The sequence below is a fragment of the Xanthomonas albilineans genome, assembly GCF_009931595.1.
Classification (GTDB): Bacteria; Pseudomonadota; Gammaproteobacteria; order Xanthomonadales; family Xanthomonadaceae; genus Xanthomonas_A; species Xanthomonas_A albilineans.
In genome coordinates, this window is record NZ_CP046570.1 from 893362 (window position 1) to 912123 (window position 18762).

The 18762-nt window shown below is 61.2% G+C and carries 18 protein-coding genes and 1 pseudogene; 9 read left to right on the forward strand and 10 right to left on the reverse strand.

What is annotated here, in order from left to right:
• Positions 1–257 precede the first annotated feature (257 nt).
• Positions 258–761, forward strand: coding sequence for a 2-amino-4-hydroxy-6-hydroxymethyldihydropteridine diphosphokinase (folK, locus tag XaFJ1_RS03890; protein WP_012915360.1), 504 nt, complete (start codon positions 258–260; stop codon positions 759–761).
• A 226-nt stretch (positions 762–987) separates the two neighbouring features.
• On the opposite strand, the gene XaFJ1_RS03895 is transcribed toward folK, so the two are convergent.
• Entirely contained in the window at positions 988–1722 is a 735-nt protein-coding gene (locus tag XaFJ1_RS03895; protein ID WP_012915361.1) for a pteridine reductase, read from the reverse strand.
• A gap of 54 nt (positions 1723–1776) precedes the next feature.
• Between XaFJ1_RS03895 and XaFJ1_RS03900 the strand changes: the two genes are divergently transcribed.
• Positions 1777–2961 carry a class I SAM-dependent methyltransferase gene (locus XaFJ1_RS03900; RefSeq protein WP_012915362.1) on the forward strand — a complete coding sequence of 395 codons (1185 nt, stop codon included), beginning with the start codon at positions 1777–1779 and terminating at the stop codon, positions 2959–2961.
• Positions 2949–3359, forward strand: a complete 411-nt coding sequence (locus XaFJ1_RS03905; protein WP_012915363.1) for a VanZ family protein — start codon at positions 2949–2951, stop codon at positions 3357–3359. The genes XaFJ1_RS03900 and XaFJ1_RS03905 overlap by 13 nt, the downstream gene beginning before the upstream one ends.
• Positions 3360–3402: 43 nt before the next feature.
• On the opposite strand, the gene XaFJ1_RS03910 is transcribed toward XaFJ1_RS03905, so the two are convergent.
• Positions 3403–3585: a hypothetical protein gene (locus tag XaFJ1_RS03910; RefSeq protein WP_045756742.1), complete on the reverse strand. Its 183-nt coding sequence runs from the start codon at positions 3583–3585 to the stop codon at positions 3403–3405.
• Positions 3586–3696: 111 nt separating this feature from the next.
• Here XaFJ1_RS03910 and XaFJ1_RS03915 point away from each other — a divergent pair.
• Positions 3697–4341: pseudogene (locus XaFJ1_RS03915) on the forward strand (expansin EXLX1 family cellulose-binding protein); the annotation flags it as partial.
• A gap of 98 nt (positions 4342–4439) precedes the next feature.
• Here the strand turns inward: XaFJ1_RS03915 and XaFJ1_RS03920 are convergent.
• Positions 4440–4610, reverse strand: a complete 171-nt coding sequence (locus XaFJ1_RS03920; protein ID WP_155393065.1) for a hypothetical protein — start codon at positions 4608–4610, stop codon at positions 4440–4442.
• Positions 4611–4746: 136 nt separating this feature from the next.
• Here XaFJ1_RS03920 and XaFJ1_RS03925 point away from each other — a divergent pair, with 136 nt between their 5' ends.
• From XaFJ1_RS03925 to nagA, 5 genes are read left to right on the forward strand one after another with little or no spacing between them, the layout of a single operon-like run.
• Positions 4747–5502: a GntR family transcriptional regulator gene (locus XaFJ1_RS03925; protein ID WP_012915365.1), complete on the forward strand. Its 756-nt coding sequence runs from the start codon at positions 4747–4749 to the stop codon at positions 5500–5502.
• 35 nt (positions 5503–5537) lie between these two features.
• Positions 5538–6830, forward strand: coding sequence for a sugar MFS transporter (locus tag XaFJ1_RS03930; protein WP_012915366.1), 1293 nt, complete (start codon positions 5538–5540; stop codon positions 6828–6830).
• A 29-nt stretch (positions 6831–6859) separates the two neighbouring features.
• Entirely contained in the window at positions 6860–7927 is a 1068-nt protein-coding gene (locus XaFJ1_RS03935; RefSeq protein ID WP_012915367.1) for a LacI family DNA-binding transcriptional regulator, read from the forward strand.
• An 8-nt stretch (positions 7928–7935) separates the two neighbouring features.
• Positions 7936–8964 (forward strand): SIS domain-containing protein, encoded by a 1029-nt coding sequence (locus XaFJ1_RS03940; protein WP_012915368.1) that lies wholly within the window; start codon positions 7936–7938, stop codon positions 8962–8964.
• Positions 8964–10109, forward strand: coding sequence for an N-acetylglucosamine-6-phosphate deacetylase (nagA, locus tag XaFJ1_RS03945; RefSeq protein WP_012915369.1), 1146 nt, complete (start codon positions 8964–8966; stop codon positions 10107–10109). Before XaFJ1_RS03940 ends, nagA begins: the two co-directional genes overlap by 1 nt.
• Before the next feature lie 173 nt (positions 10110–10282).
• Here the strand turns inward: nagA and XaFJ1_RS03950 are convergent, their stop codons facing one another.
• From XaFJ1_RS03950 to XaFJ1_RS03980, 7 genes are all read right to left on the reverse strand, one after another.
• A complete protein-coding gene (locus tag XaFJ1_RS03950) occupies positions 10283–11536 on the reverse strand; it encodes a multifunctional CCA addition/repair protein (RefSeq protein ID WP_012915370.1) in 1254 nt (417 codons plus the stop codon).
• An 88-nt stretch (positions 11537–11624) separates the two neighbouring features.
• Positions 11625–13583, reverse strand: a complete 1959-nt coding sequence (locus XaFJ1_RS03955; protein ID WP_045756744.1) for a transglycosylase SLT domain-containing protein — start codon at positions 13581–13583, stop codon at positions 11625–11627.
• A gap of 232 nt (positions 13584–13815) precedes the next feature.
• Positions 13816–14415 (reverse strand): AAA family ATPase, encoded by a 600-nt coding sequence (locus tag XaFJ1_RS03960; protein WP_230596687.1) that lies wholly within the window; start codon positions 14413–14415, stop codon positions 13816–13818.
• A complete protein-coding gene (locus XaFJ1_RS03965; protein WP_012915373.1) occupies positions 14384–15043 on the reverse strand; it encodes a 2OG-Fe(II) oxygenase in 660 nt (219 codons plus the stop codon). The genes XaFJ1_RS03960 and XaFJ1_RS03965 overlap by 32 nt, the downstream gene beginning before the upstream one ends.
• Before the next feature lie 26 nt (positions 15044–15069).
• Complete coding sequence (locus XaFJ1_RS03970) at positions 15070–16248, reverse strand: aminotransferase family protein (protein WP_187388437.1); 1179 nt, start codon at positions 16246–16248, stop codon at positions 15070–15072.
• Between the two features lie 61 nt (positions 16249–16309).
• Positions 16310–17353: a sulfotransferase gene (locus XaFJ1_RS03975; protein WP_045756746.1), complete on the reverse strand. Its 1044-nt coding sequence runs from the start codon at positions 17351–17353 to the stop codon at positions 16310–16312.
• Positions 17354–17392: 39 nt separating this feature from the next.
• Entirely contained in the window at positions 17393–18223 is an 831-nt protein-coding gene (locus tag XaFJ1_RS03980; protein WP_012915376.1) for a TauD/TfdA family dioxygenase, read from the reverse strand.
• Positions 18224–18762: the final 539 nt, after the last annotated feature.

An 18762-nucleotide genomic window follows, 5' to 3' on the forward strand; every position in this document is an offset into this window, starting at 1 on the left:
TAGCTATTCCAAGGCGATTGGTTTCCCGGGGGCGCTGGGCCGGGTGTCGCGCGGGGGAGGGCGGCATAGTAGTTTGGTCGCGCTCGCGATTGCTGGCCCCCAGAGGGGAGAGGCGAAAACGTGCGGACCGTGCTTTCCGCACCGACAGACGCAGAGGGTATGAGGCTGACGAAGCCCGGCACGCTCGGATTCTATGCGGTGCTGTAGTGACTTGGCTAGCTGTTGACGCTGATGGCCGCAGCATGCGCGAATATCGCATGACCACCGTGCTACTGAGTCTAGGCAGCAACCTGCGCCCGCAGCATCACCTGGCCGTCGCGCTCGAAGCATTGCATGAGCGCTTCGGTCCGATCGTGGTGTCGCCTACGTACCGGACCGCTGCGGTGGGCTTCGACGGAGCGGCATTCCTGAATAACGCGGTGGCGTTGCAGACGGATTGGGGCCTGATACCGCTGGACGCCTGGTTGCATGCGCTGGAAGACGCGCACGGACGCGATCGCAATGGTCCGCGCTTTGGCGACCGCACCTTGGACATCGATATCGTGTTCTATGGCGACTGCATTGCCGAAGGTCCAGGCAATTTGCGGATCCCGCGCCCCGAGCTGCGCCATGCCTTCGTGCTGAAGCCGCTGGCTGACATCGCCGCCGATTTCGTCGACCCGATCAGTGGCCTGACGTTGGGGGCACTTTGGCGGGCGCATGCCGAGCATGGAGCGGTGTTCGAGGTGGTGGCGCTGGAGGGGGCCGGGACTCCAGGGTAGGAGCGCGCGGCTGGGTAAAGTCGAGCATGGCGTAGAAGCAGGAGCGCCCGATGCCCTTGCCGAGAAGCGGCTGTGGGCAAATCGAACCAGGCAAGGGCGCACACGCGTTGCTGCGTGTGCGGGACTGACGCGGTTGCAGGGTTTGATCCATGTCGGTGCCAGATACGCGGTGTCGTGGTGGCGATGCCCCGCCATCACCGGCTGTTTCGAACGCATCGTCCCGGCCTCAGGATAGGCCTCGACCTCCATCCACCCGTAAGGTCTGACCGGTGACGAAGTGGGCGTCGTCGAGCAGCCAGCGTACCGCTTCGGCGATGTCGGCGATGTCGCCGGTGCGTGCCAGCGGGGTGCGCGCCAGCAGCGCCTGTTGCGCGGCGGGATCCTTGCCTGCGTCCGGCCACAGGATCGCGCCGGGTGCGATGGCGTTGACCCGCACCTGCGGCGCCAGTTCCAACGCCAGCGAGCGGGTCAGCATCGCCAGGGCAGCTTTGGCGGCGCCGTACAACGGATGCGCGCGCAACGGCTGTTCGGCATGCAGGTCGGTGAGGTTGACGATGGCGCCACCGTGTTGGCGTAGCTGCTCGGTAGCGGCCTGGGCGAGGAACAGCGGCGCACGCGCGTTGACTGCGAACAGGTCGTCCCATTGCGCCGGTGTGGCTTCGTGCAAGGGAGTGGGGTAGAAGTTGGAGGCGTTGTTGACCAGCGCATCGAGTCGGCCGAAGCGCTGTACGCACTGTGTCACCAATCCAGGTAATTGCGCGGTATCGCGCAGGTCGGCTTGCAGGGTCAGGGTACTGTCGGCGCGTGCGTTCTCCAGTTCCAGCGCCAGTGCCCGTAGTTCGGTTTGCGAGGTGTGCGCATGCAGCGCCACGCGATAGCCGGCCGCGTGCAGGTGCCGGGCGATGCCAGCGCCGATGCGTCGTGCGCTGCCGGTGATCAGGGCGACTTTGATATGAGGCATGTGCGGATTCCGTACTCGGCTATGCTGTGCATTGTCCACGCAATCCAGTGCTGCATGTCCACCGATCTTCCATTGCCCGATGCCGATGCGCTGGCGCACAGCAATCGCCTGGTCGCGCATCTGCGCGCCGAAATCGCTGCCAGTGACGGTGCCATTGCGTTTTCGCGTTTCATGGAACTGGCCTTGTACGCGCCGGGACTTGGTTACTACAGCGCCGGCAGCAGCAAATTTGGCGATGCTGGCGATTTCGTGACCGCGCCGGAACTGGGGGCGTTGTTCGCCGCCACGGTGTCCAACGCGCTGGCGCCGGTGTTGCGGCAATTGGGCCCGCAGGCGCGCATGTTGGAAGTAGGCGGCGGCAGCGGCGCTTTCGCCGAAGTGATGCTCAAACGCTTGTCGGCGTTGGATGCGTTGCCCCAACGCTATGCCATCCTGGAGCCCAGTGCGGACCTGCGCGCGCGTCAGCGCGAGCGTCTGGCGCGGGTGTTGATCCCGCCGGTGTTCGAGCTGCTTGAATGGCTGGACCGTCCGTTCGATGACGATTGGAACGGCGTGCTGTTCGCCAACGAAGTGATCGATGCGTTGCCGACGCCGCGCTTCGTGCTGCGCGATGGCGAGGTCTTCGAGGAGACAGTGACCCTGGACGGCGACGGTCGCTTCCAGCGCGGCGAACAGCCCGCCGATGCGCTGCTGGCGGCGGCCGTGCGGCATGTGGAGCGCGATCTGGAGACGTCATTGCCCGATGGCTACCGCTCCGAACTGCTGCCGCAGTTGCCGTACTGGATTCAGGCGGTGGCCGGTGGCTTGCGCAGCGGCGCGATGCTGTTCGTGGATTACGGCTATCCGCGTCGCGAGTTCTATCTGCCCGAGCGCAACGATGGCACATTGCGCGCGTTCTACCGGCATCGCAGCCATGCTGATGTGTATCGCTGGCCGGGGTTGCAGGACCTGACCGCGTCGGTGGACTTCACCGCGTTGGCCGAGGCCGGCACGGGGGCCGGTTTCGATCTGGCGGGCTACTGCAACCAGGCCAGTTTCCTGCTGGGTAATGGCCTGGACACGCTCCTGGCCGAGGCCGAAGCGCGCACCGACGACGCCGGGCGGCTGCGGCTGCGCCAGCAAGTGAAGCGTCTGACACTGCCCAGCGAGATGGGCGAGCGTTTCCAGATGATGGGGTTCGAGCGGGATGTCGCGCTGGCCCCGGCTTTCCTGGCTGGCGACCTGAGTTGGCGCTTGTGAAGGGAGCGTTGCGTCCTTTCCGTTGGCCTTGGTTATGGCTGGGGCTGTGGTGGCTGGCCATTGTCGTGCTGATCTACCTCTGCATGATTGCCCAGCCACCGCAGTTGTTGGACATGCCCGAGGGCGACAAGGTCGAGCATTTCCTCGCTTATCTGTTGCTGGCCGCCGGCGCCGTGCAGCTTTATGCCGGTCCGCGCGCCTGGACTTGGGCCGCGCTTGGACTGTTGGCGTTGGGCGTGGGGATCGAGTTCGCGCAGGGAGCATGGACCAGCACGCGTTCGGCCGATCCGTTCGATGCGTTGGCCGACGCGCTTGGGGTGGTTGCCGGCATGGCGACGGTGGCCACTCCGCTGCGCGATGTGCTTTGGCATCTGGAGCGTGGTGTGTGGCGGCGCTGAATCAATCGTTTTGCAATGTGTAGGTGAACTCACATAACCCGCATTAAATGGTTTGCTGCATGGAAGCCTCGGCGTGCCGTAATGTTTGCGCGCAGGCACATTCGACGTCTACGGTGCCGACCAAAAGTTCGTTCTCCAGCCGCGCGCAAAGTTGCTGCATACGGGCATCTTCCACATTCGGCTTGCCGGGCAACCGTCCGGTCGCCGCGCGGCGCACCGTGCCCATTAACTAGGAAACCTTATGCAAGCACGACATATTCGCGCCGCTGTGCGCAGTGCCGGTCTGTTCGCTGTGCTGAGTTTAATTGCCAGTGTCCCGCCCGCTGCTGCGGATGACTGGAGCAGCGTCTGTAATGGGACTGGGACCTATACTTACTCTGGATATTCGGGAGGCGCGATGTTGCTTGACCCAACTCCGTCGGATGCGATGATCACCGCGCTCAACCCGATTCAGCTCAACTATGGCGGGGTCAGGGCTGCGCTGGGCGGTGCGTATCTGCAGGTGCAAGGTCCCAAGGGCACGGTCACTGTGTACGTCAACGACGTCAATAACGGAGGCGACAATTGTTCGATGGATATGTCGCCTAATGCGTTCTCGGCCATTGGCGATACCAGTGCCGGTCACATCCCGATCACTTGGAAAGTGGTTCAAGCGCCGATCACCGGCAACCTTCAGTATTGGATCAAGGATGGCAGTTCGCCCTACTGGGCGGCGATCCAGGTACGCAACCATCTCTACCCTGTGGTCAAGTTCGAGTACAAGAAGGACGGCGACTGGATCAGTCTGCCGAAGACGGACTACAACCATTTCGTCGGCGAGAACGTTGGAGCACAGATGCTGGAGGTGCGCATTACCGATATTCGCGGCATGGTGGTGACCGATACGATCCCGCCCTTGCCGAGCGGAGGCGATCAGAAGACGTATTACGTCGACGGGCATGTCCAGTTCCCGCGCGACGAGGACATCCAGTCCCGGCATTGAGAGTGCGCGATCTGCGCCAGGGCCCCGGTGTCGTGACACCGGGGCCTTTTCGTGTCAACGGTCGTTCGCGGTGAGGGGCGATGCCGCGTGGATTGGTCTTATCCGTTGTAGATAAAATCGCCATTGGGTTGATGATGGCCGTCGCGTCTGCTCTGCGCTTCGCCGATGACGTCTGCCTGGGCGATGAGCGCCGTGGCATCTCTTAGCGGCAGCAGCCGGTCCGAGGCGCTGCACGCCCGAAATCGATGATGGGTGGGCAGGCCGACCATGCCACCACATGCCCCGCGATGCTGGCTGCCGGCGGGGCATCGCCCTCGCGCCGACGCCGATCCATCACGCGGCGTGCACATCGCGTGGATTGGTACTATATTGGATATGATCTATCTATTCGGTCTGGAGAGCACGATGACCAAGCCCAAGCCGCCTGCCGACCCCAGGTTGCAGGCGCTGGCTGTGGATTCGGATGCGCCGACGCCCTTGTATCTGCAATTGGCGAGCAAGCTGGTGGGGGCGATCAAGGCCGGGCAATGGAAATCGGGCGAAGCCTTGCCGGCCGAGCGCCAACTGTGCGAACACCTACGGGTATCCCGGGTGACCTTGCGCCAGGCCGTGGACGCGCTGGTCGAGCAGGGCCTGGTGTCGCGCCGGCAGGGCGCCGGCACATTCGTCACCTCGTACATTCAGCACCAGCTTAGCGGCCTGGCCAGTTTCAGCGAGACCGTGCGCATGAAAGGTCTGGAACCGGGTACGCGCTGGCTGGAGCGGCGTACCCGCCCAGCCCATGGCGAGGAGATCCTGCGCCTGGGGTTGTCGCCGGACACTGCCGTGACGGAGCTGACCCGTTTGCGCAGTGCCGATGGCCGGGTCATGGCCTACGAGGAAGCGGTGCTGCCGCACTACGTCGTGCCCGATCCCAAGGCCATCGTCGATTCGCTCTATGCCTACCTGGACGAGCGTGGCACCCCGGTGGTGCGCGCACTGCAGTATTTCCGTGCCATCAACCTGCCGGTGCGGCTGGCCGGACACCTGGGCATGAAGGAAGGCGAGGCGATCCTGCATGTGGTGCGGGTCGGCTACTCCCGCGACGGCAGCGCGATCGAACTGACCGACACGTATTGCCACAACGACTACTACGATTTCGTCGCCGAACTGCGACGCTGATCGCCGATCCACGCGCCACCCCGGAGCCCCCGCCCATGACCAACGCACGGCCTGCCAATCCTCTCGTTTCGATCGCCATCGTCGGCCTGTTGTTCTTCATCATCGGCTTTTTCACCTGGATCAATGGGCCGTTGATCACCTTCGTACGCTTGGCGTTCGATCTCAACGAAGTCAACGCTTTCCTGGTGCTGATGGTGTTCTACCTGTCGTACTTTTTTCTGGCGTTGCCGTCGTCGTGGATTCTCAAGCGCACTGGTATGAAGAAGGGTTTGGCCCTGAGTCTGTTGGTGATGGCTCTTGGCGCTGGGCTGTTCGGACAGTTCGCCACGCAGCGGTTCTATCCCGGTGCGTTGGCCGGGCTGTTCGTGATCGGTAGTGGTCTGGCGCTGTTGCAGACCGCGGTCAATCCCTACATCAGCATCCTCGGCCCGATCGAGAGCGCGGCGCGGCGGATCGCGGTGATGGGCATCTGCAACAAGATTGCCGGCATCCTGGCGCCGTTCCTGATCGGCACGCTGGTGTTGCACGGCATCGGCGATCTGGCCGCGCAGATGCAGGCAGCCGATCCGGCGACCAAGGAAACGCTGCTTACCGCCTTCGCCGCCAAGATCCATACGCCGTATCTGGTGATGGCCGGCGTGCTGGTAGTGGTGGCGATCGGCGTGTTGTTCTCGCCGTTGCCGGAGTTGCAGGCCGAGCAAGCCAATGCCACGCCGGTGGCGGTGGGGGGCGCCGCGCAGAAGCGCAGCATCTTCCAGTTTCCGCATCTGTGGTTGGGCGTACTGTGCCTGTTCGTATACGTGGGCGTGGAAGTGATGGCCGGCGACGCGATCGGTACCTACGGCAATGGCTTCCACCTGCCACTGGACCAGACCAAGTTGTTCACGTCTTATACCTTGGCGGTGATGCTCGCGGGGTACGTGGTCGGCCTGGTGGTGATCCCGACGTTGATTTCGCAGGCGCGCTACCTCAGCGTGTCGGCGGTGTTGGGCATGTTGTTCTCGGTCGGCGCGTATCTCACCCACGGTTACGTGTCGGTGGGGTTTGTCGCCGCGCTCGGCTTCGCCAACGCGATGATGTGGCCGGCAATCTTTCCGCTGGCAATCAAGGGCCTGGGCCGTTTTACCGAAATCGGCTCGGCATTGTTGGTGATGGGGATCGCCGGTGGCGCGGTCATTCCGCAGTTGTTCGCGGTGCTGAAACAGCATGTCGATTTTCAGTTGGTGTTCTTGCTGCTGATGCTGCCCTGTTATCTGTACATCCTGTTTTATTCGCTGCTTGGCCACCGCGTCGGTCAGGCCATGCAGGCGCGTGATCGCGCATCATGAGCGCACTTCCCGGCATACAGGAACGCAGTATGCGTAGACCCACCATCAAAGACGTCGCCGAGCGGGCACGGGTGTCGTTGAAAACCGTGTCGCGTGTCATCAATAACGAACCGTCGGTGATGCAGGCCACGCGCTCGCGCGTCCTGCATGCTATCGCCGAACTCGATTACGAGCCGGATCCCTCGGCACGCAACCTGCGCAGCATCACCCCGTTCGTGATCGGGCTGGTATACGACAATCCCAATCCATACCACATCATCGGCTTGCAAAATGGGGTGCTTGCCGCCTGTCGCGAGACTGGTTTCGGCGTGCAGATTCATCCCTGCGATTCGACCGCGCCGATGTTGGCCGAGGAACTGGCCGAATGGGCCCAACGTTCGCGCCTGGCCGGCTTGGTACTCACTGCGCCGATCTCCGAGCGCACGGATCTGGTCGCCGCGTTGGCCACGCGCGGCATCAAGAACGTGCGCATCATCGCCGCGATCGAGGACCCGAAAGACGGGGGGTGCGTTTATGTCGACGACCGTGCGGCTGCCTACGAGATCACCGAACACCTGATCCAGCTCGGTCATCAGCGCATCGGCTTCCTCTGGGGCGGGGTCGCGCATCGCTCCAGCGGCGAGCGCTACGCCGGCTACGAGGCCGCGCTGAAGGACTACGGTATTGCGCTGGACAAGCACCTGGTGGTGCCGGGCGACTACACCTTCGACGATGGTTTTCGCGGCGCGCGGCGCTTGCTGGCGTTGCGCGAGCCGCCGACCGCGATCTTCGGCTCCAACGACGAGATCGCCGCCGGCGTGCTAGCCGCGGCTAAGTCGGCTTCCATGAACGTGCCCTACGATCTTTCTATTGCCGGCTTCGAGGACAGCCCGTTCTCGCGCCAGTCGTGGCCGGCGCTGACGACCGCCAAACAAGCCACCGAAGATATCGCACGCCATGCGGCGCGGCTGCTGATCGGCCAGTTGCGCAACGATGCCTACGAAGACCATCCAGCGGTGTTGCATAACCAGGGGTTCGTGCCGCAACTGGTGGTGCGTGGCTCGACCGCGCCGATGCAACCTCATGCCCGCTCTTCTTTCTCTCCCGACCCGATGTGACCTTGCCCATGGTGCTGCCCTCCGAAACCGAAACCTTGATGTTCCGCGAAGCCGCGCAAGCCGCTGCGGTGATCGCCGCCCAGTTCGAGCGTAACCAGGCCACGGTGAGCGCGCTCGCCGCTGCACTGCGTGCCGATCCGCCGCCGTTCGTGGTGACCTGTGCGCGTGGCAGCTCCGATCACGCCGCGACCTATGCCAAATACCTGTTCGAGACCAAGCTCGGCGTGGTGACCGCCTCGGCGTCGCCGTCGGTCGGCTCGGTCTACGAAGCGCCGCTGCGCTTGCGTGGCGCGCTGTATTTGGTGATCTCGCAATCGGGCAAGAGCCCGGATCTGTTGCGCAACGCCGAAGCGGCGAAAGCGGCCGGTGCGCGAGTGGTGGCGCTGGTCAACGTCGAGGACTCGCCGCTGGCGCAACTGGCCGACACCGTCCTCCCGCTGTGTGCCGGTCCGGAGAAGAGCGTGGCGGCGACCAAGAGCTATCTGGCCTCGTTGGCGGCGATCCTGCAACTTGGCGCGCACTGGAAAAACGATCCGGCGTTGTTGGCGGCGCTGCAGACGCTACCGCAGGCGCTGCGTTCGGCTTGGCAGGCCGATTGGCGTCCGCTCACCGATGGCTTGGTCGATGCTCGCAATCTGTTCGTGATCGATCGCGGGCTGGGCCTGGCGGCGGCGCAGGAGGCCGCGCTGAAATTCAAGGAAACTTGCGGTTTGCACGCCGAAGCGTACAGTTCGGCGGAAGTGAAGCACGGCCCGATGGCCCTGGTCGGCCCGGGGTTTCCAGTGTTGGCGTTCGATCAACCCGATGAAGTGGGTGAGGGAACCCGGCGTCTGGCCGAGGAATTCCGTGGCCGTGGCGCGCAGGTTTGGCTGGCCAGCGCCAACGGCGATCTGCCCTTGGTCGCGGCGCCGCATCCGGTCTGCGCGCCGTTGCTGGCGATCCAGAGCTTCTATCGCGCGATCAACGCACTGGCGCTGCGTCGTGGCTACAACCCGGATTTGCCGCCGCATCTGAACAAAGTGACGGAGACGGTGTGATGACTAAAACGGCGCTGCGCAATGCTCGCGTGCTTGGCGAAGACGGTTTCCTCGATGGCATCAGTGTGCTGCTCGACGGCGAACGCATCCTCGCGCTGCTCGACGACGCCGATCCGCGCGTTGCCGCGGCGCCGGTGCAGCACGATTTGGGTGGTAGCAGCCTGCTGCCCGGCTTCATCGATCTGCAGGTCAATGGCGGTGGTGGAGTGCTGTTCAACAACCGTACCGACGTGGACGCGCTGCGCCGCATCGGTCAGGCGCACCGCCGCTACGGTACCACCGGTTATCTGCCGACCTTGATCAGCGACGACGTGGAGGTGATGCGCGCGGCCATTGCCGCCACTCGCCAAGCCATCGCCGATGGCGTGCCGGGCGTGCTCGGTATCCATCTGGAAGGCCCGTATCTGGCCCCGGCGCGCAAGGGAACCCACAATGCCGACAAGTTCCGCGTGCCCGATGCCGAGGAGCTGGCCCTGGTGAGTTCCCTGGATAACGGTGTCACGCTCATCACGCTGGCGCCGGAGCGCTTGCCAGCCGAGAGTATCCGTGCCTTGGTCGCGACCGGTGCGCGCGTGTTCGCCGGGCACACGGCCGGTAGTTACGAAGAAATCCGTGCAGGCTTGGACGCGGGCGTGTGTGGCTTCACCCATCTGTACAACGCGATGTCGCCGCTGCAAGGGCGTGATCCTGGTGCGGTGGGTGCCGCGCTGGAAGACCGTGACGCCTGGTGCGGGGTGATCGTCGACGGCGTCCATGTGCATCCGGCCAGCCTGCGTGTGGCGCTGGCGGCCAAGCCGCGCGGCTCGCTGTTCCTAGTGACCGACGCGATGCCGATGGTGGGTGCGGACAGCCCGGCGTTCGACTTGTATGGCGAAACCATCACCGCGATCGATGGGGTGGTACGCAATGCCGCCGGTGCCCTAGCCGGTTCGGCCTTGGACATGGCGAGCGCGGTGCGCAACAGCGTGCGCTGGCTGGGTCTGCCGCTGGAGGAAGTTGCGCGCATGGCATCGCTGTATCCGGCCCAATGCTTGGGCCTGGATCATCGTTACGGCCACATCGCACCGGGTTATCAGGCCGATCTGGTCTTGCTCGATGACGCGCTGCGGGTGCGGCACACCTGGATCGGCGGGGAGATGGAATAGTTCGGTCAAGCGACATTGTCGAGACGATGCGTGCATCGCCAGTGGCACGCCGCTGTGGTGCGGTCGTCGGTTTGCCGTCGATGTGGGTGCGACGAACGCCCTGTCTTAGGTCATGATGCTGCGCTGGAAGATCGTCGTTGCAATACGTTTCGCTTGTGCGCAGTCGCAGGACATCAGCGACGGTTGACTTCGGAAGCGCGAACGCCTGCACGTGCGGCGGCGATTGCCGCGATCCGCGCGTTGGCCAGCGCCTCGCCGATCTGCGGGCCGCTCAGGCCTTGTGCGACCAGGTCGCGGGCATTGATGGCCAATGCGGCGGCATGCAGATGCTGTAGGTCGCGTCCCTGCGGGTAGTCGGCATCTTCGCTGCCGAGGCGGCCACGCTTGTCGGCCTCGCACACCAGTGCCAGTTGTGCGATGCGCTCGGGCTTGCGGAAACCGTCGCAGCGTTGCAGCAGTTCGTGCACGGTGCGGTCGCGCAGTTCGGCCAGGCGGTGTACGTTCAAATGCTCGCGACAGGCGATCTCGGCCAGTTGCCGATGTTCCTGCGGGACCTTCAGTCGCTCGCATAGCCCATGCAGCGCTGGCACGCCGCGTTGTTCGTGCATGAGGTGGCGTGGCCATTCGGCGGGTGGTGTCAGCGCCTTGCCCAGGTCGTGAGTCAGCGCGGCGAATCCGATCAGCGCATTGCCCGGCGCGAGCCGCGCGGCCATGTCGCTGACGAGTTCCTGGTGGCGGCCAGTATCGATTTCCGGATGGTATTCGGCGCGCTGCGGCACGCCGTATAGCGCGTCCAGTTCCGGTAGCACGCAGCGCAACGCAGTGGCATCGTGCAGGGTTCGCAGGAAGGCGGAAGGCTGTGCCGAGGCGAGGCTGCGTCGCAATTCCTGCCATACCCGTTCGGGCACCAGTGCTTCCAATTCGCCACTGGCCGCCATCGCGCGCATCAACGCCATGGTGTCCGGGGCGATCTGGAAGCCGAGCGGCGCCAGCCGCGCCATGAACCGTGCCGCGCGCAGCACGCGTAGCGGGTCTTCGCCGAAGGCCGGGCCGACGTGGCGCAGCACGCGGCGTTGGAGATCGCGCACGCCACCATATGGATCGAGCAGACGTCCATCGTCTTCGTCGCGGGCGATTGCGTTGATGGTGAAGTCGCGCCGCTGTAGATCCTCCTCCAGGGTCACCGACGGATCGGCCTGGATCACGAAGCCGTGGTAGCCGCGCCCGGATTTGCGTTCGGTACGCGCCAAGGCGTATTCCTCGCCGCTGTGCGGGTGCAGGAATACCGGAAAATCGCGGCCAACTTGCTTGTAGCCCAGTGCCAGGAGCTGGTCCGGGGTGGCGCCGACCACCACCCAGTCGCGGTCGCCGGGCGGCAGTCCGAGCAGGGCGTCGCGAACCGCGCCGCCGACGAGGTAGGTCTTCATGGCACGCGAGGCGAGATGCGGCGTCCGGAACATACGACAGCAACGGTGTCGCAGCGCCGCTGCCCTTGCAATGTGAGGTTGCGCGTGTTCATTGGTGATTGCCGACGCTCGCGCAGACGAACGTCTTGCGCGGGGCGTCGAACTTGCCGAGCATGCGCTCGCTGATGGGCAGGGCGTTGCCGTTCAGGCGCCAGTCGTAGATCACGCTGAAGGCCAGGACACGCGCCACGTATTCGCGGGTTTCCTTGTAGCTGATCGTCTCGATCCAGAAGTCGCCATCGTAGTCGGGGCGCTGGGTTTGCCAACGCGTGGCGGGTCCGGTGCCAGCGTTGTATGCGGCGATGGTCAGGTAAGGCTTGCCGTAGATGTCGAGTAACTGGCGCAGGTAAGCGGTGCCAATGGTGATGTTGATGTCCGGGTCGTACAGACTGGCGGCGCCGCTATAGCTGGTCAGGCCAATGGCACGGGCGACGTTGGCGCCGGTGGCGGGCAGCAACTGCATCAACCCCATGGCATTGGCCGACGAGCGTGCGTTCGGGTTGAAAATGCTTTCGGCGCGGATCTCGGCGGTGATCCATGCCGGGTCGATCGCATTCTTGCCGGCTTCGCGGTGGATGCTGGCGGTGTGGTCCAGTGGGAAGCGCAGCAGATAAAGGCGTTGTTCCTCAGGACGCTTACCCAGCGAGAACACCGCACGGTCGAACCAGCCGTTGTGGCTTGCCACCTCCACCGCCAGACGCCGCTGGGTGTCGTCGAAGCGGCTCAGTGCATCGTTCCATTCGGCCGTTGCCCAGCCGATGCGGTCGATCTTGAACAGTTCCAGCGCGCGGATCAGGGCCGGATCGCGGGCGACGACGGCCTGCATCTGCGTGCTATCGTTGGGTTCCCACGGGCACAGCGCGTAGGGTTGCTTGAGCCGATCGGCGGCCATGAAGCCGTGGAAGGTGGAGGCCGTCGCCGCCGCCCGGTATAGCCGCTGCGCCTCGGTGGTGTTGCCGGTCTTTTCGGCTAGCCGTGCTTCGAAATATTGCCAGCGCGAATCGTTGCGTTGCGCCGCCGGCATCTTGCCGATCGCGATCAGTGCCGCTGGCCAGTCGCCACGCGCCATCGCTTCGCGTGCGCGCCATTCGTGCAGGCGCTCGTCGTAGGCGGACTCCGGCACTGCATTGAGCCGGCGCGCCGAGTCCGGGCCGTAGGAGGCCACCGTCCACAGCGCGATCTGGTACAGCACCGCACCGCGTTGCGCCTCGCTGAACTGGAGCGTTTGGGCGAACTGCGGCAATTGCTGCTCGGCCGCATCCGGATCGGTCTTGGCCAGCTTCTCCAGTCCGTCCACTGCCACCTTGCGGCTGCGCTCGGTCTTGGGCCAGTTCAGTGCGCGCGGGTGTACCGCGTCCAGGAAGGCGGCGTAATCGTTGGCCAGGCTCAGTTCGGTAGCGGGCAGGCCATGTGCGGCGGCACGCATCACCGCAGGCTGTTGCGCGTCCGCCGCTGCTTCCACCCGTTCCCAGCGCAGTGCATCGCTGATGCCACCGCGCGCCTGCAATGCGTCGAAGACCGTATCGCAGCCATCGGTCGATGACGATTTGACGCTGCTGCGCCACAATGCCTGCGCTTCCTGGACCCACTGTGCATCGGCATGGCCGGTGGCCTGGCGCGCGTTGAGCTGCGCACAGCGCAGGCCGAGATTATCGGTGGGTTTCCAGTTTGCCAGCAGTGTCGGCCAATCTTGGCGCCGCGCCAGCGCTGCCAGCCATAGCGCCCGGAAACTCTCGGCCACCGGCTGCCCTGCGTAGCGCTTGAGGAAGTCCTGCGCCTGTACGTCGGATACCTGGTCGATCGTGCGGCGCAGGTAGGCGTACTCCAGCCAGCCGTACAGCGGATGCTGTTTGAATGCGGCGGCCTGGGTGGGATCGAAGTGCCCTTGCTCGGCATCCTCGATTGCTGCGCGTAGCGCCGGGCGCTGGGCATCGAGGGATTCGGCAAGAGCGGGAGTGCTGCCGCAGAGGGCGGCAGTCAATAGCAGAAGGGAGGTGCGCAGGATCATGAGCGAGACTATACAGAACACCGATGAATCGGCGTGCCAATCCAATGGTGGGCGATACGACGACCGGCGAGTCGGCAACCGGTGCCGCAAATATTGCGTCAGCATCGCCCCGATCCATCTAGGATGGCGATAGCGTGTGATGCATTTCTAAGTTCAGTCGAATTGCCCTAGTACATCGGTGTCGAAAGGCGCCGCCCGGATGTTGTTCGCAGCGGATTTGGTGTCACGCGTTTTAGGATGCGCAGTCGCTCCATTTCACAATCGCAACAGCAGCTTCGCCTGGCAAAAGATCCGATGTGTCGATACAGAGATGGTTGACCGTCCGGATTGGGACTGTATATGCGCAATCTTTCAAAATCGCAGCAAGTTGGTCACAACTGTTGACCTTCTCGAATGCGCGTCGATCGGCATTCTCCACTCTGTCGATGAGTTGGTCGTAACGAGCCTTTAGTTGAACAAAGTAAGGCGTCGTCCAATAGTTCGTACAGAGCGATTTGAGTGCGTCGACATACCAATCATCATCGGGCCCGCTATAGCAGAACGTTGTGATGATGTCGCGATTATCGGATTCGAGCAATAAAGAAATCGCATCGAGCCTCAATCGGCAGGCAAATCGCCGGCGAGTCTCGAAACTACTATTGGCATCTAGTAAAGCTGTAGCGAGATCGTAAGTCAGATGGTTATGAAAAAGAGTTGCAGAGAGTCGCTTCGCCACTTCCTTGCCGACGGTCAATTTCCCAACGGCGGGTGGGCCGTAAAGCATCACGAGCTTTTTCCTGCGGCATAGACTCATCATCGTCTTACTGCGCTGTTTTTGTCGTTCCTGGTTCATAGTAGGTTACGTTGAGGGTGTTGCGAGTGAGTCCGCCTGTTGCGGACAATCGCGTCACTTCATGCCACGTATCTTCGTAACACCCGTCGCGAATTATCAAAGTGGCGTTTCCTATCACTGGAGTCACGACGTAGTGAGCTACGCTGTGATCTCGAGGATTAAGAATGCGAAGCAATCCACCCCAGTCGAGTTCCCAGCGGGAATTGAAATAGACAATCAGACGAAAACCTCGGCGCAACGAAGCATCGACATGCGGCAGGTAGTGTGTGTCTTGTCCTCCGCGAAACGCAACGGCTTCCATCGGGAATTCCGTCAAATCCGTCCCGCAGAACTCAGTCATGGCCGACCTGAACGCGTCGGATATGAGTTCCTTGCACATTGCGCGCCATGCATCGGATAAGGTTGCAGGTTCGTCCACGTCGAGCGAACTTAACGGAACAACGGTGCGTCGATAAAAATGTCCGCCGTTGCGTTCGCGGAAGTTGAACCCTTCTGTCGGAAACTCACTTGCCAGTCTGTATGCTAGCGCATCGTTACGCCATATTGTTTGTAATTCACCCCAATTGAATGGCGTGTCATGGAGTGTTCCTCCCGCAATCTGCTCGAGCGAAAAATATCCAGACGTCATGTGTTATCTCGCATGAAAATAAAGAGTCAATGGCGCGGCGCGTTGCTTATCGCACAGATAAGATGCTGCGTCAGCTCGTCGATTTCAGTGTCATCGATGGTGAAAGGTGGCGCAAGCTTCAGATGCCGATCCGCAGCTCCGATGATTAATCCCTGCCGGCGCGCTTCGTGTTGCACGTCTCCACATGCTTCTGGAGAATTCAAAGTGATCGACAGCATCAATCCTTTTCCTTGTGCACTCACGACATTGCTCGTCACTGGCAAATTTTCGCGAATCGTCTGTAATAAACGTTCCCCCTTCATTCGGACGTTTTCATAATAGTCCTGTGTGTGTAGGTGGTCGAGAATGAACAAGGCGGCGCGACAACCTAGCAGGTTGCCGGATTGCGTATGTCCATGCCGGAAAAGCGGAAAAGGTTGTGAAGCGAAACTGTCGGCAATATGTGGTGTTGTCATGACGGCGGTGATCGGAAAGCCGCCTCCGAGATTCTTGCTGAAAATGACGATATCCGGACTGGCCCCCTGAGAGGTCGATTCGCATAGAACGCCGGTTCTTCCGATGCCGCAATAGACTTCGTCGCAAATCAAAGGGATGTCGTGCGCTCTGGCGAGCGAGGACAGTGCTCGCAAAAAGCCGTCCGGAAATTGACGTGTCCCTGCCATCGCCATCACCGGCTCGATGATGAGCGCTGCCACGGTCGATCCGTGTTCGGTAAGAAGCGCTTCCCATGCCTGCAAGTCGTCGAGACTCTGCGGTAGAGGCATCGTCATCGAACAGGTGGAGACAAATGGCAATGCGCCTTCGTTGATGAAGGCACGTCGCGTGGCGACCATCGCCCCGAGCGTGCAGCCATGATAGGCGCCATCGATCGCCACGACTCGCGTCCGCTGCGGTTGATTGCGACTGATTTGATAGTGCCACGCCATTTTCAGTGCGGTTTCGACTCCCTCGCTACCACCGCTCACAAGGAACGTATGTGCGAGTCCCGATGGTGCCAGCGCATCGCCGAGTCGTTCTGCGAGTGCCTCTGGCAGTAACGTGCTTGAGCCAATGTTGCACGCATGGACAAGCGTATCTATCTGCTGCTTGACCGCATCGATCAGGGCCGGGTGAGAATGACCAAGGCAATGATTATAACTTCCCGATATGCCGTCTAGATAGCGCCGGCCCGTATCGTCGTAGAGATAACTGCCCTGGCCGCGCACGATTCTAGGCCGGCAATCCTCGGCGTTCATGGGTGTATACGGCGGCCAATAGCGGCGTGATCTAGAGATAGTACTCATATTGTGTGCCCTGAAGTTCCGACTTCAATTTGTCGTTGTTTTCGATCGTCGACCAGACCGACGATGTTTCCTTTTTTCCTGTTCCTTGTTCGAGTCTTGCGGCCGAAACGCGAAGGAAATCGAGTAATTTTGCGTGCATAGATTCCGGTTTGACGAGCATGTCCTCGTATTCGATTGGCAGGATTTCGTGGCGATCAAAGTATTTATGAAAATTTGCTCGATTGGCAAGATCCTGGTCGATAAAGTCTACGAGTTCCCCATGTGAAATGGTCAGTTTGATATTTTTCCGATATCTCTTATCGTCACGACCGACGTACCAGACCTGATCGAGCAGGCTTTTCTTGAGCGATACCAGTCGTTCGAGACGGTTGCGCCGATCCAGCAGAATGATCTTTAGATCCGGCAAGTCAGCTAATGTCTCCCATACGTTTGCACCTGCCCACTCGGTGTCGAGATCGCGAAAAAGCACGAATCCAACAGCTTCCACATACTCGAAGTAGGGGCGAAATAGATGTCGTTCAAGAATACGCTCTGCGGTGGTGTCCTGCACGGAATATGGCAGCAAGTGCTGGCCGAACCGATTGAATGCTTCACCGTGCATCTCAATGCATGGATGTGAGCCGAGCAATGTGCGCAAGAGGTGCGTCCCGGAGCGTGGCGTCGACACGATGGCGAACTTCGTGTACTGCCTCTGTGCGGAGGCGACCTCTTCATGCAGGCTGCCGCCAATCCATTTGTTTTGCTCGGCCTGCGCGACCTGTTCGCGTAGCAATTCAAACATTTTGGGAGCCCGATCCGCAAGGCCAAGCATGGGGGCCAACACTTCGTCACCTCGCAGTCCCTTGCTACTCCAGTTTCTTCCGCTAGCCCGATATTCATGTACGAATTCGACGATGGCTGAAGTGATATCGTCGTCAATCGCGTATTTTGCAAGGTCGCTCCGAATGCGTGTGGCGAAATCATAATCGCTGTAAGACATCCATGCGGACCATTGGGATGTGAGCATCGGTGCAGTCATATCGGCGATCTGTTCCGAGTTTTATGTAATGAATTGGAAGCCGAAGCGCTAGAGTGTTTTTCCTGCGTAGCGAGCGCGCGGAGCCGAAAAAAATAGACCGCGCAGTAGAACACGTGGATTGACAGGATCGTCGACATAGGCGTTTCGCCCGTGTGAAAGCTGATCGTTGCGCATGATCAAGGCCTGTCCTTTTTGGAGGGTGAAGCTCAGCGTGTACCCGCTATTCGGCTCGGCAAGGTGGGTCAAGTAAGCCACAGCGTCGAGCACTCTAGGGTCGACACGGCGTGAATAGTCCCAGTCCGCAGTCACGTCCAAGGTGAAGCAGCCAACGACTCCACCGTCTTTTGCAGAGAGAAACACAGGGCCGATGTACTCATATTGTCTCTTTAGGCGTGGATCGGTCGATCTGCGTCGGAACACCTTAGGCGCTAGCAGACACTGGGCGAGTTCTGGATGATGTCGGGAAAGCGACTGAAATGCCGATAGGCTATCGAACAACATCGATTCGCCGCCGCCAAGCGCATGTTGCTTGCAAAGGAGGATCGAGGTTTTGATCGTGCCAATAGGCAAGTAGGAACCATCGGTATGCAAGGCCACGCCTGACGTGCCGTTGAATACATCATGTTGACCACTCGTTAAACCGCCGATCTGGTTAATGCCATACGTTGACATGCCCTCCATGTGCATGCGGCGGTTGAAATCGGACTGATACATCGGCCCGAGATGATAGAGCGCCGCCATCCGCTCGAAGTCTGACGCATCGAATCGCCATTCGTCGTGGACGATAGCGAACCCGTACTTGTCGATATCTCGCATGACTGCCTCTATATCGTTCACATCGAGCACCTGTGCGGACCAACCGTGAAAGCGGCTTTTCATGCTCTACCTCTGACGAAGTACAAGTTGAATGCTGAAATTTTCGATTGGAAAATCTGTGCGATAGAATTTTATGAAAAATCTAGACGGCCGTCGTGCTCTGAATTCGTGGAAATCATAAAAGTTGGCACTTTCGCGTTATCGATGCTGGAAGAATCGATTTTCTTGTCGCGCAATACTTTTTCAGTGATTCGTATCAACAATGTTATGGTGGATTTATTTAATCGTATCCGACGCGAACAGCACGATCACACTTTCGGGTCGTCTTATTTTGCCAGTAGAAGCATCTGCTCTTGAGCTTGCACGTGCGCGTTTGCCGACGCTTTTTGGAAATTTCATCATCATCATGTACGTAAAGAAATCAGTATGCCGTGATGCTTTCCCCATTCCGGTTTGCAGGCCAGTGCCCGCGTGAGAATGACGGCGGTACCTTTGCTACGGTATCTGCGGAGTCTTCCCGCTAGGTGCTGGCCTTGTGTCGCTGCTTGGTGCTTGCGTGTCGTTCATGATTTGATTACAACGCCTCTATGCCCGCGCGGTGC

Excerpts from the sequence above, each read along its gene's own strand:
- folK (WP_012915360.1), top strand. The coding sequence starts at position 258 with ATGACCACCGTGCTACTGAGTCTAGGCAGCAACCTGCGCCCGCAGCAT.
- XaFJ1_RS03895 (WP_012915361.1), bottom strand. The coding sequence starts at position 1,722 with ATGCCTCATATCAAAGTCGCCCTGATCACCGGCAGCGCACGACGCATC.
- XaFJ1_RS03900 (WP_012915362.1), top strand. The coding sequence starts at position 1,777 with ATGTCCACCGATCTTCCATTGCCCGATGCCGATGCGCTGGCGCACAGC.
- XaFJ1_RS03910 (WP_045756742.1), bottom strand. The coding sequence starts at position 3,585 with ATGGGCACGGTGCGCCGCGCGGCGACCGGACGGTTGCCCGGCAAGCCG.
- XaFJ1_RS03920 (WP_155393065.1), bottom strand. The coding sequence starts at position 4,610 with ATGGTCGGCCTGCCCACCCATCATCGATTTCGGGCGTGCAGCGCCTCG.
- XaFJ1_RS03925 (WP_012915365.1), top strand. The coding sequence starts at position 4,747 with ATGACCAAGCCCAAGCCGCCTGCCGACCCCAGGTTGCAGGCGCTGGCT.
- XaFJ1_RS03930 (WP_012915366.1), top strand. The coding sequence starts at position 5,538 with ATGACCAACGCACGGCCTGCCAATCCTCTCGTTTCGATCGCCATCGTC.
- XaFJ1_RS03935 (WP_012915367.1), top strand. The coding sequence starts at position 6,860 with ATGCGTAGACCCACCATCAAAGACGTCGCCGAGCGGGCACGGGTGTCG.
- XaFJ1_RS03940 (WP_012915368.1), top strand. The coding sequence starts at position 7,936 with ATGGTGCTGCCCTCCGAAACCGAAACCTTGATGTTCCGCGAAGCCGCG.
- nagA (WP_012915369.1), top strand. The coding sequence starts at position 8,964 with ATGACTAAAACGGCGCTGCGCAATGCTCGCGTGCTTGGCGAAGACGGT.
- XaFJ1_RS03950 (WP_012915370.1), bottom strand. The coding sequence starts at position 11,536 with ATGAAGACCTACCTCGTCGGCGGCGCGGTTCGCGACGCCCTGCTCGGA.
- XaFJ1_RS03955 (WP_045756744.1), bottom strand. The coding sequence starts at position 13,583 with ATGATCCTGCGCACCTCCCTTCTGCTATTGACTGCCGCCCTCTGCGGC.
- XaFJ1_RS03960 (WP_230596687.1), bottom strand. The coding sequence starts at position 14,415 with ATGAACCAGGAACGACAAAAACAGCGCAGTAAGACGATGATGAGTCTA.
- XaFJ1_RS03965 (WP_012915373.1), bottom strand. The coding sequence starts at position 15,043 with ATGACGTCTGGATATTTTTCGCTCGAGCAGATTGCGGGAGGAACACTC.
- XaFJ1_RS03980 (WP_012915376.1), bottom strand. The coding sequence starts at position 18,223 with ATGAAAAGCCGCTTTCACGGTTGGTCCGCACAGGTGCTCGATGTGAAC.